General features: G+C 62.4%; 8 protein-coding genes. 6 read left to right on the top strand and 2 right to left on the bottom strand.

The features are described 5' to 3' along the window. Positions 1–169 precede the first annotated feature (169 nt). A complete protein-coding gene (locus M8N44_RS12795) occupies positions 170–1,018 on the top strand; it encodes a PEP-CTERM sorting domain-containing protein (RefSeq protein ID WP_102726618.1) in 849 nt (282 codons plus the stop codon). Positions 1,019–1,172: 154 nt separating this feature from the next. On the opposite strand, the gene M8N44_RS12800 is transcribed toward M8N44_RS12795, so the two are convergent. Continuing rightward, positions 1,173–3,251, bottom strand: a complete 2,079-nt coding sequence (locus M8N44_RS12800) for an alpha-L-fucosidase (RefSeq protein ID WP_102728454.1) — start codon at positions 3,249–3,251, stop codon at positions 1,173–1,175. A 190-nt stretch (positions 3,252–3,441) separates the two neighbouring features. Between M8N44_RS12800 and M8N44_RS12805 the strand changes: the two genes are divergently transcribed. Then, on the top strand, positions 3,442–4,119 hold the full coding sequence (locus M8N44_RS12805; protein WP_022396555.1) for a M23 family metallopeptidase: 678 nt from the start codon (positions 3,442–3,444) through the stop codon (positions 4,117–4,119). Between the two features lie 21 nt (positions 4,120–4,140). After that, the gene (gene nadD / locus M8N44_RS12810; protein ID WP_102728455.1) at positions 4,141–4,716 is read left to right on the top strand and encodes a nicotinate (nicotinamide) nucleotide adenylyltransferase; all 576 of its coding nucleotides are present in this window, start codon (positions 4,141–4,143) and stop codon (positions 4,714–4,716) included. A gap of 24 nt (positions 4,717–4,740) precedes the next feature. Here nadD and truA read toward each other — a convergent pair whose 3' ends face one another. Continuing rightward, positions 4,741–5,532 (bottom strand): tRNA pseudouridine(38-40) synthase TruA, encoded by a 792-nt coding sequence (gene truA, locus M8N44_RS12815; RefSeq protein WP_102728456.1) that lies wholly within the window; start codon positions 5,530–5,532, stop codon positions 4,741–4,743. A 115-nt stretch (positions 5,533–5,647) separates the two neighbouring features. Between truA and M8N44_RS12820 the strand changes: the two genes are divergently transcribed. From M8N44_RS12820 to M8N44_RS12830, 3 genes are read left to right on the top strand one after another with little or no spacing between them, the layout of a single operon-like run. Then, entirely contained in the window at positions 5,648–6,952 is a 1,305-nt protein-coding gene (locus M8N44_RS12820) for a hypothetical protein (protein ID WP_146018205.1), read from the top strand. After that, positions 6,952–12,135: a hypothetical protein gene (locus tag M8N44_RS12825; RefSeq protein WP_102728457.1), complete on the top strand. Its 5,184-nt coding sequence runs from the start codon at positions 6,952–6,954 to the stop codon at positions 12,133–12,135. Before M8N44_RS12820 ends, M8N44_RS12825 begins: the two co-directional genes overlap by 1 nt. Then, the gene (locus M8N44_RS12830) at positions 12,122–13,753 is read left to right on the top strand and encodes a hypothetical protein (RefSeq protein WP_102721919.1); all 1,632 of its coding nucleotides are present in this window, start codon (positions 12,122–12,124) and stop codon (positions 13,751–13,753) included. The genes M8N44_RS12825 and M8N44_RS12830 overlap by 14 nt, the downstream gene beginning before the upstream one ends. Positions 13,754–13,767 lie beyond the last annotated feature (14 nt).

Genomic DNA, 13,767 nt, shown 5'->3' on the forward strand with positions numbered 1-13,767 from the left:
TGTTGGATTTCCCCATGTTTGTTTGGATTGCATTTGATTAGCTATTTTTTATATCTGCCGCCGGATAGCCGCATGATGGGGCAGCGGAAAGGCGCGGCCCGTGAGCTATTGTCATTTATGGGTCATCCGTTGTGCGCTACGGAGTGGTCATGGTTTCAATACACTTATCATGACCAAGATTGTGATTGCCCTGTTATCCTTAGCGGCGCCACTGGCATGCGCCGCCCTGCCTTCCGGTTCACCCTCCGGAGCCGCCGCCCCTGGTGAGGAGAAGGTGGTTCAAATGAAGGGCGTCATGTCCTTGTCTCCCGCTATGGTCAAGGAGATCAATGAAGGCGGAGCCCTGACTATTTCCTCCCCCTCTTTTCCTTCCGGTTATTATACCGTGTACCGTTTTGTTTCCTCCCGCGGGAATGTAGTGCAGGCTTTTTCCGTGTTGGAGAGAAACCAGCTCCAGGCCCTTGGGATGGCTCTTCCCGTGCAGGTAAAGGCCCGGGAAGAGCTGGATGAAGACGTATCCTGGAAGCTGGAACGGGAAGTGGTAGCCATGTTTTCCTATGGAAGATCCTATATGCCCCATTGTGAGGAAGTCCTGGTGCGGGAGGCCGTGTACGGCCCCTTGTCCGGCGCGATGGTTTCCCATGGCGGCGGCGGAGGATTTTACGGAGGGCCTCCCGGCAGGGGAAACGGGTTTGCCGCCAACCAGCTTAAACCAAGTCTTCCGGATAATGAGGCCAGCTCCAAGCCGTCAGACGACAAGGAGACGCCTGTTTCTCCGGACAGGAAGCCCGACGGAGGGACAGAGGCGGCCGGAGATGAGGCTGTGGCTGATTCCGGGAAGGAAGAGCTTTCTCTGGATTCCCTGCTTACTGAAAATACGGTGCCGACGTCTTCTCCCGATCCCAAGACGCTGCGTTTGCCGGCGTCTCTGAAGGCGGAGGCCGTTCCGGAACCGTCTTCCGCCATGCTGGGCATGTTCGGCATCGCCTGCCTGCTGATGCGGCGCAAGCGGAGTTGAACTCCGGTCCCGTTCTCCATTCCGGTTTTCCAGCCGGGAAGGAATGGCTTTTCTTTTCCACGCCGGAACATGGTTTGCAAACAGGCCGTGTCATGAGAAAGGCGTTCCGGCCTGAAAAAGCCGGAACGCCTTCATGCAGCTAAGTGAATGGATTTTATTTGCCTGCGGGCGTGCCGAAGACGTTGATTTCCGCAGCGGAAGCACTGTTGCCGTCCAGCGAGTTCGTGCCGGTGAAGCGGAAGTAGCGTACGGGTTCCTTGACGTTCTTGAGGTTGACGGATTGCTCGATGGGATTGGCGCGGAGGTTGGAGAATTCCCCTTCCGCCGCCTTCGTCCAGGTTTTTCCGTCCGGGCTCACTTCAAACTGGTATTTGTCCGTCATTCCGGAGGTTTTTCCATCCTGCCTGGGCAGGTAGGAGAAGCTGGAGACCTGGTAGGGTTTGCCCATATCCACCACAAAGGATTGGGGCGCCTCAGCCTTGGCGAACCAGGAGGTTTCCGGATTGTCGTCAATGGCCGCCGCAGCGTTTCCGGAAGTGGCGTTTTTCACCTTCCACCCGGTTTTGCTGATGCCGAATTTGGCCTGGCTGACGGGACCCAGCTTGCCGTTGGAGAATTGGCAGCGAGCCTTGACAGTGCCGCTTTCCGCAAATTTGGCGCCCTGTCTATAGACGGGGGAGCCTTCCTTGGGTTCGCTGCCGTCCGTCGTGTACAGGATTTTGTTCTTGCCGTCCGCAAGGATGATGAGGTTGTCTCCGCGGCGGAAGATGGAGGGCCGCACGGCGCCTGCCGGCTGGCGGAAGAGGGAGAATTCAGAGATGCAGGGCGTGGCCTGGCTGCCCGTGATGCGCAGGCGCAGCTTCTGGGCGGTGATGGGGCGGTTCAAACGCCGCATGACCTGGTTGCCGATGGTCTTTCCTTCATTGTCGATGCAGACCCATTTGCCGTTGATGAAGGCGTCAATGTTGAAGGAGTCCACACGCTGGCCCAGGCGGATCTGTTCGCGCAGCCGGATGACGTCGAAGGTGGCGGGTTTGGGCAGCGTAATGAAGGCGGTGGGCGTCAGGTTGTCGTCCTCCACGGCCCAGTAGGTTTCCATGTTGCCGTCCGTCATGTTGGAGGGGGCGAATTTTTTGTCATTGCCGCGCGTCTGGGTGGCCGTGACGGTGGCGCCCAGGGCATAGTCCCTGGCATACAGCTTGTCGCGCAGTTCCTTGAATTCCATCAGGGATTTGACGTCCGCAGGGTCCAGTTTGCCGGTTTTGTCCGCCGCCACGTTGAGGATGAGGTTGGCTCCGCGTCCCACGGAGTCAAACCATACCTGCATGAGTTCTTCCGGGGATTTGACGCGGGAAGCCTGCCCCTGGTGCCAGAACCAGCCGGAATGGTTGATGGTGGTGTCCCCTTCCGCCGGCACCCAGCGTTCTCCGCCGCGCTTGCCGGTTCCTCCGCCTCCGCCGTTCAGCCCCACGGTGCTCCAATGGGGGTAGTTGACGTGGCCCTTTTCAGAGCCGCCCCAGCGGGCGTCTCCGTAGTGGCCCGCGCCCCAGATGATGCAGTTGGGCTGGATTTTGCGGATCATCTCCACGATTTTTTCAAAGTTGTAGTACTTTTCCGCGTCGCCGATGTTGCGCTTTTCCTTGGCCCCTCCGTAGTAGCCGTCCCCCCCGTTGGCGCCGTCAAACCAGATTTCAAAGACGGGGCCGTAGTTGGTCAGCAGTTCGCGGATTTGCTTGTAGTAAACGTCCAGATAGCCTTCCTTGCCGTAGTCCGCATTGTTGCGGTCCCAGGGACTGAGGTAGGTGCCGAATTTAATGCCGTGCTTTTTGCAGGCCAGGGCGAATTCCTTGACCACGTCTCCCTTGCCGTTTTTCCACGGGCTTTTGGTGATGTTGTGGTCCGTGGACTTGGTGGGCCACGCGCAGAAGCCGTCGTGGTGCTTGGCCGTATAGATCATTCCTTTCATGCCGCCCTTCTTGAAGGTGGAAACGATGTCGGAGGCATTGAAGTCCGTAGGGTTGAAGATTTTCGGATTTTCGTCGCCATAGCCCCATTCCCTGCCCGTGAAGGTATTCAGGCCAAAGTGGATGAAGCCGTAGAATTCCATGCGCTGCCAGTTGACCTGGGAGGGGGTTGGCACCGCCCCGTAGGGCTTGGGAGGGTCTGCGGCCCAGCCGGGCAGCATTGAAGAAGAGAGAACCGTTCCGAGGAAGAGGGAGGCAAGCTTGTTCATGCAGAAAAAACGTGTGTTAAAAAATACGGGGAATGTTCCACCCTTCTTTCATACGGGGGCTTGGCTGTCAAGTTGAAAGGGAGGGTGGAAGGGGAACGAAGGGGGTTAGCAGGCTCTAACTTCGACATGCGGGGAATTCCGCTTGATACGGGACCGGGGTCCGTTTAGCATACAGAGGACTTTTGTTCCCATGTCCTATTTCCGTTTTTTACTGCTGGCGCTGGTTCTTCTGACCGGTTCCGCGTTTATCAGCGAGAGCGCTCCCGTTTACATGGCCCGGCGGGACAGCAAGTTCGCGCTCGTCCCTCTTTGCGACGGTTTTGATTTTCCGGTAGGCAAGCCTGACGGCAACGGCTATTACCGGTCCCGCGGCCTGCGCGTGAAAAGCCCCCGCCACATGGGCGAGGACTGGAACGGCAACAGCGGGGGCAATTCCGATCTGGGCGATCCCGTTTATTCCGTGGGCCACGGCGTGGTGACTTACGCGGCGGACGCCCGCGGCGCGTGGGGAAAGGTGGTGATTGTCCGCCATGCCTTCCGCGAGCCCAAGTCCGGAAAGGTTCTTTGCTGCCAGACGCTTTACGCCCATTTGAATGATATTAACGTCGTGCTGGGGCAGTTGGTGCTCCGCGGCACCCAGGTGGGCACCATCGGCACGAACCGCGGCATGTATCCGGCCCACCTTCATATTGAACTGCATTACAATCCGGACGTGAATTGCGGCCAGCAGGGTATTCCCAAGACGGAGCGCAATTACGGCCGCCTGACGGATTTCATCACCCGCTTCCGCCGCCTGCCTCTGGAAAAGAGGATGGTGCGCGTGCCCATCGGCGGGTTCCTGCCTTACAAGGGCACGGAAGGACTTTGATTTTTTGACGGATGACGGACGGTGAAGCTGTGCATTTTCGGCGGTTCGTTTGATCCCGTGCATGAAGGGCACGTTCGTGTGGCTGCGCATGCGCGTGAGTACTGCGGGCTGGACCGTGTGCTGTTCATGCCGTGCTCCCTGTCTCCGCTGAAGGAGCAGGCCCCCGCCGTGACGGATGACCAGCGTTGCCGGATGATTGATCTGGCGCTTCGGGGACTGGATTGGGCCGTGCTTGACCGGACGGATTTGAATCTTCCGCCGCCTTCGTGGTCTTGGAGAGTGGCGGAGTGCGTAGCGGACCGTTATCCCGGCGCGGAGCTGTTCTGGCTGATGGGCAAGGACCAGTGGGATTCCCTGGAACAGTGGGGCCGCTGGGAGCACCTGGCCGGGCTGGTGACGTTCATCGTGTACCACCGCGGCGGTGAACCGGCGCCCAGGGAAGGGGTGCGCGCCGTTTTCATTGAGGGGGATGAGCCCGCTTCTTCCACCCGTGTGCGGCATGATCTGCGTACGGGCGTATGCCCCGTGCCTCATTTGAATCCGGAGGTGGAGAGCCTGATCAGGCGGGAAGGCCTGTACGGCGCGGCGCGCAGCTAGGGGGGGAAGCAGCCTGTTTTTACCTCATTCCTGCTTGTTTCCGGGGGCTTCCTCCGCGTAGTGGACCTGCATCAGCGTGAGCCCGTCCGGCGGGGCGCAGAACGGGCTTTTATCATCCGGGCGTGGGTAGTTAATGAGGCGCGCCAGTTCGTCCAGCGTGATTTTTCCCCGCGCGGCTTCATGAGCGGCTCCTGCCATGAGGCGCACCATTTTATAGAGAAAGCCCGTTCCGGTGAGGGTGATGAAGACACGTTCCCCCTCCTGCACCACCTGCGCCTGCGTGATGGTGCGGAGGAAGTAGTCCGCCGGGATGGGGCGCGGTTCATTGCCGCGCAGGGCCGCAAAGGCCGTAAAGTCATGCGTTCCCAGAAAGAGCCGGACGGCTTGCTCCAGAATGTCCGTGCTCCAGGCCAGTGGACGGTGCCAGGCCAGCCCGGCGTCAAAAGGGCTGAGGACAGGCGCACGGGAGATACAGTAGCGGTAGGTTTTTCCCGCCGCGCTGAACCGGGCGTGAAAGCCTGGGGGAACGTATTCCGCATGGGTGATCCGTATGGTCCGGGGCAGGCGGGTATTGAGGGCGGTGGGCCATTTGTCCGCAGGAATGCGGTGGGTGTCCGGCGCATCCACATGGAAGACCTGGCCCAGCGCATGCACGCCGGCATCCGTCCTGCCGGAGCCGTGGATGCGGACGGCGGAGCCGAAGAGGGCGGAAAAGGCGCGTTCCAGGGCGTCCTGTACGGTGCGGCCTCCCGGCTGGCTCTGCCAGCCCAGGTAGGGGCGTCCATCGTACGCGGTGGTGAAACGGATGCGGGGCATGGGGCCGATTGTGTTGGAACGGTCCGGTTTTGGCAAGCGGCAAGTACCGTGCGGTGACGGTTTGGAATGGATGCCGTGCGTTCCGTCCGCTCCCTAGCTTGGAGGCCATAAAAAGATGGCTATACGAATACAGGATTTTGGAATGCTGCATGTGGCTCCGGATTTGTCCGGCGTGATTCCGTTGAACGCGTTTGAAGCGCAGGCCGCCGGAGTGCGGAACCTGGCTGCGGGCGCGATGGATTTGGCAGGAACGGCGGGTGCCGCGCTGAAGGAGATGCAGGAGGTGAGGGATGCCGGGCAGTGGGCGCAGGCCCGCGACGGCCTGTACCGCTTTGAACAGGACGTGATGCGGGAGCTGGAGGCCGGCGGGGAGCCGGACCGCCTTCAGGAGAAGTGGAAGAAGGCTTTGGCGGAACGGCTTCCCGCCTACCTGCCGGGCCGGATGTCCGCCCCGGTGAGGGAGCGCGTGGAGCTGGCGAGGGAGAACCTGGAGACTGCCGGAAGCATTTATTTGCAGAAGATGTCCCGGCTGGGCCAGTTGGAGGAGGCTCGGCGGTCCTGGGCCGGAGGGGTGGAGTCCGCCGTAGAGCAGGGGGAGGATTCCCTGGCCGAACGCAGGATTGAAGAAGGCCGCGGCGTGTTTGTGACCGGAGATGAAGCCTCCCGCATGGCGGAGGAAGCTCGTGCCCGTGTGGCGCTGAACCGGGCGGTGGAGGAGGTTCGCCGTGATCCGGCCGCGGCAGTGCGCCTCGTTTCCCGGGAGCGGGAAATGCCTCAGACCCCGGAGGAAAGAAGAGTGGCGCAAGAGGCTTCTGCGGCATATGGAGAGCTGAAGCGGCGTTATGCGGATGCTGTGGCGGCTACCGTATCCGGCGGCGGCCTGCTGCGGGATGACGGGCTGGCGAATGCGGAGAAGCACGGCTTGATCAGTTCCGAGCAGTTGAGGCGTTATACGGCTTCCAGGGACCGGAGGCAGGCGGCGGAGTTTTCCGGCGTCAGTATTCCGGGAGACGACATGCTGCTGTGCCGCATGGCCTCCCTGATTGATGAGGATTGCGGAGGAGAGGGGGATGCGGACGCCATGATTGAAGTGGCTACTTCCGGCCTGCCTGCGGCGCAGGTGGAAAGACTCCTCCGGCGGCGGGAGGTGATGATGAATGTTCCCCTGGAGCTGCGCCGCGCGGCTTCCCGCCGCCTGTCCTCCATGTTCCGGAACGGAGCCTGGGGACCGCCGGAGGACGCCCGTGCGGTGGAGGAATGGAAACGCGTCCAGATGGAGTTGGCGGAGGCCGTGCAGAGGTCTCCGGAACAGCCGGCGGAGGAGATGGAGAAAGTTTTTGAGAAGGAAAACCGCCTCCAGGATGCAGGCTGGGTAGGTTTTATGGATATGAATATGAATAACGGAAAGGAAGGCAAGTGATGATGGAAGATGAGAGGAACCAGGAACAGGACGGGACATTTTTGGTAGAAGAAGGCGTGCCGGAAAAGGCCTCCGCAACGATGGAGGAAAACCGGTTGCAGGAGGAGAACGCGGTATCCGCAGTCCCTTCCGGCGCGGGAGAATTCCCGGAGCAGGGGGCGGCGGCGAAGGAAGAGTACTGGAACAGCGTGCTGACGGGAGATGTGATGACCATTCCCCGGGAGGTCAGGCAGAAGGCGGAAGCGATGTATCCGGCGGGAACGGCTGACCGGGAAAGGATTGCCGCGTGCGTGATGCAGTCATGGGTGGCGGATTCGGGGGAAATCCCCCGCGAACGCATCCGGAGGGACTGGAAGAGTATCCGGGAAGAGGTGGCGCGGCAGTATGGAGCGTCCGGCAAGTCTGATGACGAATTGTTTGTGGCCGTCTCCATGCACAACCAGGTGCGCCTTTCCCAGCGGGAGACCTTGTTTGAATTGTACCAGGAGGAGTATGACCGCACGCTGGCCGGGAGTGGAACGGCTCCGGACGAACGGAGGAAAGAGGCTGTTTCCGCGTGGCCGGAGGAGATGCAGGCCGTGGCGGACCAGTTGAAGAGCAGGGCCGTGTCCGACGCCCTGGATGACAGGAACCGTCTGGCGGACGCCGCCGGAATTATCCGCAGGGGGCTGGAAGGGCTGGTAGCCAGTGAGGCCCCGGCGCCGGAAGGTTTTCCCGCCGTGCAGGTGAACCGGAAGGCGGTTGCCGGAGTTCCGGACGTCGTTCGCGCCGTGGATTGTCTGGCGTCCCTGGAGGACGGGGACCGGCGGAAGGTGTTCCGCATGATGGCCCCCTACCTGCGTTCCCGGCCCGCTTTCCGGGATGCCCTGGGGAACGCGCTGAAACGCGGAGCAGCGGAAGCAGCGGAAAATGTGGCTCATCTGGCCGTGAACGGTGCGGCCTGGGCCCTCCCGGAAGGCCGGGAGAAGGAGGCGTTGGACAGGTATTCCCGGAGTTTTGAGGAACTGCGGAATTTTGCCAGGATGGAGTTTGCTCCCCTGCGCGGAGGAAAGGATGCCCCCTGGTTCCGGGAGATGCTGGTGGACATGGCCCAGCAGGGCGCATCCACGGCGCTGGCGTTCAGCGGCCCGGCCGGGCTGGGACTGCTGATGGCCGGGGAGACGGGCCGCCACATGGCGGATGCCCGGCGCATGAATCCGGACGGCGTGTTTGACGCCCAGATGGGTGGCGCGGTCGTGTCCGGGGGGATGAACACCCTGCTTTCCTTCGGGATGACGAAGCTGGGCCAGCGGATGCTGGGGCAGGGGATGCGCGCGTTCCGGGCCATGAGGTCCGCTTCCGGGAATGTGGGAGCGGTTCTTTCCGGAACGGGAGCCATGGCGGCGGATGCCGTGAAGATGGCGGCGGAGAACAAGCTGATGGAGCTGACGCCCATGGTGGCCCAGGAAGGCGTGGGAGCGTTGACGGACAGGGTGTCCGGCGTGGACTGGGAGGGATGGAAGGAGCGGCAGATGTCCGTGGACGACCAGTTGAGGGAGGCGGCCATGATGATGCCGTTCCTGCTGATCGGCGCGGGAAAGGCTTCCCTGCACCATTTCCGCCATGCCGGAACCTTGCTGGGGGACGGAGAACCTCTGAAGGTGTTTGGCATTCCGGATGAAGCGGTAACCCGCATCCTGCGGGAGAAGGACATGCGCCGTGCCGGGGAGTTGCTGCAGAAGTCCCTGCGTGATTCTCCCCTGTGGGGATCCCTGTACATTTCCAGAAAGGCGCTGGAATGGTCCCGCGCGCTGGATGAAGCCGGGGAGCCTTTTTTAAGGACGGAACAGGACGTGAGGGATTTTCTGGAACTGCCTTCTCCCGTGCGCACGAAGCCTTGGAAGATGAGGGATTTTCCGGAGTCGGAAGCGGTGTTGAAAAAACTTTTTCCCCATCCGGACCATGCGGCGGCCAGGACCAAGTGGCTGTTGCGGGCCGGGCTGCCCCGCGTGGGAGAGTCCGCCGCGGCGGATGGCCGCCGCGTTTATGAGGCGGAGCCGGCCCCCGGCATGGAGATGAAGAGAACCCGGGGCCGGAGTTCGGTAGAAGAGGCCCTTTCCTCCTGGTATGAAGCCCTGTGCCGTATGGAAGAGGAAGACCTGGGGCTGGCCAGGAACAGGAACGGGAGGGAAATTCCGTGGCGTTTGAGGAATGCGGCGGATTACGACGTGCAGGCGGACGCCCTGCGCCGCGCGTTTGTGGAAGACAGGCTGAAGAAGCGCGCCTACCGCCCGTACAGGATGCTGCTGCTGGCTTATCCGGAGGAAGCGGGGCGTAGCGGTTTTTCCGGCAGGGACTGGGACGCCGTCACCGTGGAAATGGAGCGCCGGACGCGCGCCAATGTTTACGAGGGAGTGATGGAACGGGTGCACGGCGCTTCCCATGAGGAGGTGTCCGGGCATGTGGCCCTTCGCCTGTGGGAGTCGTTTTGCCGTGATGAGGGTTCCTGTGCCAGGGCGCGCCGCTGGCTGGAGGAAGGGAGCTCCCTGCTGAACGCTCCGGATTTGCTGGCCGGGGCTTCCGGTCCGGACGGCCTGGCCGCCGCCCTGTCCAGGATGAGCGGCATGATGGCTTCCCTGGGGGACCGGGAACGCCACCGGGTAAGCCCGGAGCTGCGGGAGATGAACCGCATGGTATGGGGAACCCAGGCGGATGTGAACAGCTTGTACCAGGTGCTTCCCAATATGAAGGAGTTTGACGTGCATGTAGGGCGCGGCTACACGCCGGTGGAGAGTTACGGGCGGCTGCTGTCCCGTTTTCTGGAAGTGGAACCGGAACACGTGGCCCGTTATGCCACCGTGCTGGATGCGCCGCGGCTGCATGCCGGTCCGGAGCGGGCGGTTCCGCGCGTTTATCCGGGTACGCAGAAAGCGGTGGAAAATCTTTCCCGCCTGACTCCGCGCCTGTTCCAGTCCTCGCGTGGGAGCGGAGGCGGGGAAAGGCTGTGGCGGGTAAAATATCCCAATGGCAGGTGGTCGGCCTGGCATCCTTCGCAGGAGGCGGCGGGAACGGACCTGATGGCCAATGTCTCCATGATGTTTTCCCCCGCCTGCACGGCCAAGAGGGATTTGATCCGGAGCTGGGAATGGCACGCCCGCAGCGGGCATCCGGAATGGGATACCAATTATCTGCGGCTGACCGCAGGACTGGAAAACGTGCAGGGGGAAAGGCTTTCCTGCCTGTATGACAGCCTGACGGCCATGGCGGTGGCGGATATGCTGAAGGCCGGTTACGGCGTGCGGGGCGCCGTGGGTTCAGGGGACCGTCTGGAGGTGACGGGCAGGGGCCGCGTGGCCGCTGAAACGCTGATGAGCCATGACGCCCTGCGGGAACGCATGGATATCCACGGCAAGTACGTGGGGGACGTGCAGCGGCTGGGAGTGGATGCGGACAATCAGCCCGTTCCCTCGGCCAAGGGACTGGTGATGCACCGGCTGCGGCTCCATAATACGGAGAATCCCCTGGCCTTGATTGAGGACAAGGCGGAGGTCGTATGGGACCGGCTGATGCGCACGGACCAGCTTTCCCCGGAGGACGCGTGGGAGATGCTGAAACGTCTGGGCCGCGTGCCGCGCCGCAGGGCGCTTCCCGGAGAAACGGAATTGATTGAAGAGCTTTCCCAGCTCTCCAAGGAGTATTTTTTTGCCCATCTGGACCATGACGCCGTGCCGGAGACGGTAGCTTCCTGGGCGCGCTACGGGGCCGCAAGCCCGGACAAGGCCCTGGAACCTCTGGAGGAATTGGTGCGCCGCGCCGGGCTGCTGAAGAAAACGCTGAAGGAGGGGCCGGAAACCGCCGAATTCATGGGCATGCTCCGTGAAACGGTGGGAATGAATGACCGGATACGGGCTGAACGCGCCTGGGACGCAGGCGGTGAGGAGGTGCGCCTTCCCATGATGGAAAGGTACGCCCATAGCCTGATGACCGGCAGGCTGCTGTCCACCGCGCCGGACCACGTGAGGGAGGACCTGCTGCGTTCTCTGGCCGCGCTGGACGGATATGAGGGCGGGTCCGTCCGCAGGATGGAACGGCTGGCGGAACACCGCATGACGGAACTGGCACGGGCGCTTCAGGAGTTTCCCCAGTTGAATGCATGGCGTCCGGACCCGGAGCATCCCGGCCTGTACCTGCATTTGGTGAAGCGGCCGTTCAAGGCCGGGAAGGGAACCCTGCGCGCGAAGGATGTTTCTCTGGAAGCCATGGGAGAACTCCTGCCGGAACCTGTTCTGGAGGCCCCCCTGTATATGGAGGAGGATTTTTCCGTCAGGAGCGGCGTTCCTGCCCCTGCCGCATGGCGCAGCCGTCCGGAGGTAATCCGTGCGGTGGAAACGCTGGACGTGGTGAGGCGGGATTTTGCAGCCCGGCCGGAAGCCGCGGAGTCCGGCGTCATCTGGCAAGGAAGAACCTACCGGATTGATTCCTGGACGGCCCCCGAAGGGGTGGCAACGGCCTGGAGCCGGGAACTTCCCCTGGATGAAGCCGCCTCCCTGATTGATGTTCTGGACCGCAGGCAGGAGGAAATGAGAGGGGGCATGCTCCCCTTCCTGCCTGATCCGGAGGAGGCGCGCGCGATGTACGCCAACTGCGTGATTTACCGTGACCCGGACGATCCGGGGCATACCGTTCGCCTGATGCCGGGCATTCCGGAAAGCCCCGTACGGCAGGCGCGCGCTCCGTATGTGGTGCATGCGTGGAACGGCGTTTACCTGGACAGCCGGGGTCTGCCTGCGGCGTCCGAGCGGGATTCCTATATTCCGCTGGAGCGCTTCACAGGCGCGGGAGAGGAGCCTTCTCTGGAAACCGCTCGGGAGAGCCGCGCCCGGTCCCTGGGCCGGATTCTGGAAACGCTGGGGGATGCGGATGCGCAGGAACGCTGGTGGTGGAACAGGGAGCAGGCCGTTGGGTGCTTCATGGAAGACGTCGTCAGGCTGTATGAAGAGCTGGGGGTACGCTCAGGCTATCTGAGGGGGGAGCTTGACCTGCTTGATCCCGTGATGGTTCAGGCTCTGCGCTTCGTCTCCCACGTGCTGAACGATCCCCTGGCCTACCGCCTGCCCCTGGACAAGGGGACGGAGGCCCTGAAGGGAATGACCAGGGAGGGAGTCCTGCTGAAAGAACTAGTGGAGGAACATGGAAACTTCTAATCATCTGACGGAATCCTGGAGCCAGCCTTGGCAGTCTGTCCTGTCCAGCCAGCTCTGGAGGCTGGAGCACCTGTACTGGATAGAAAACAAGGCCGGGCAGCTCCAGCGCTTCTCCCTGAACAGGGCGCAGCGGCGGCTGCATGAGCGGCTGTGGTACAGGAACGACATCCTGAAGGCGCGCCAACTGGGCATTTCCACGTATGTGGCCATGCTGATGCTGGACATGAGCCTGTTCCGGTCCAATTTCCATTGCGGCATTATTGATAAGAGCCTGCCGGACGCCCAGCAGAAGCTTGCCAAGCTGCGTTTCGCCTGGGACCATCTGGATTACGTGCCGCCCGACCCTTCCGCGATGGATGTGGCCCTGGCCCGGCTGGGAGAGAGAATCAAGAGCCTGTCCGGCGTGGAGAAGAAGGGGGAATGGCGGCCCTGCACGTCTGCGCGCAACCGCCTGGCTTTCGCCAACGGGAGCGACGTGCGCGTGGGGACGAACCTGCGCGGGGGCACCATGCAGTTCCTGCACGTTTCCGAGCTGGCGCATGTTTCCGTGCACGCCCCGTGGCGTGCCAGGGAAATCCGCACGGGGGCGATCAATACGGTGCCCCCCGGCGGCTTTATCCTGAAGGAGAGCACCCATGAGGGCGGCCGGTACGGCGTGAATTACGAACTGACGCGCCAGGCCATGGAGAACATGGGCAAGAGCGAGCTTTCTCCCCTGGATTTCCGGTTCTTCTTCTTTAGCTGGTTTGACCAGGAGGAGTACACGTTGCCGGGGCGCGGCAGATGGAGCCGGGAACTGGACGAGTACTTCCTTTCCCTGGAACGGGAAACCGGGGTGGCGCTGGATGCGGGCCAGAAAAGGTGGTACGCCAGGATGGCCCGCGTGATGGGGGCGGCCATGAAGCAGGAGTACCCGGGAACGCCGCAGGAAGCTTTCTCCACCGGGGAGGAGGGGAGCATTTACGGCAGCCGCATCATGGCCCTGCGGGAACGCGGGCGCGTGGGGACGGAGTTTGCGGCGGACCCGGACGCCCCCACCTTCACGGCGTGGGACCTGGGGTTGAGCGATCATACGGCCATCTGGCTTGTGCAGGTGATGGGGGACAGCTTCCACTGGCTGGACCATTACGCCGCCAACCAGCAGCCCCTGGCCCATTATGTGGAAAAAATGAAGGAATGGGAGAAGGCGCACGGCGTGGCGGTAACGGCCCATCTGCTGCCCCACGACGCCGCGCGGAGGGATGCCCACGGCATTTCCTACGTGGAGAACATGTCACGTCTGGGATTGGCGAACGTGCGCGTCGTTCCCAGGACCACGGACGTCTGGCGCGGCATCAATACGCTGCGGGAACTGCTGGAGCGCAGCTTCTTCCATGCCCGCACCCAGGAAAGGGTGCGCGGCGTGCGCGGAGAGGAAGAGCCCGGCGGCGTGGAACATCTGGAATTGTACAGGTCCAGGCCGCCGGGTGCGGGCGGTTCCGTGGTGGAGAGCCCCGTGCATGACGGACATTCCCATACGGCGGATGCCGCGCGCACATTTGCAGAGGCGTGGTCCCATGGACTGCTCCACGGGCCCGGGAATGACCGGGGCCGCGGCAGGCGCGCACGGATGTGGTGATGGAAGGAAAACGG

The organism is Akkermansia massiliensis, from assembly GCF_023516715.1.
GTDB lineage: Bacteria > Verrucomicrobiota > Verrucomicrobiia > Verrucomicrobiales > Akkermansiaceae > Akkermansia > Akkermansia massiliensis.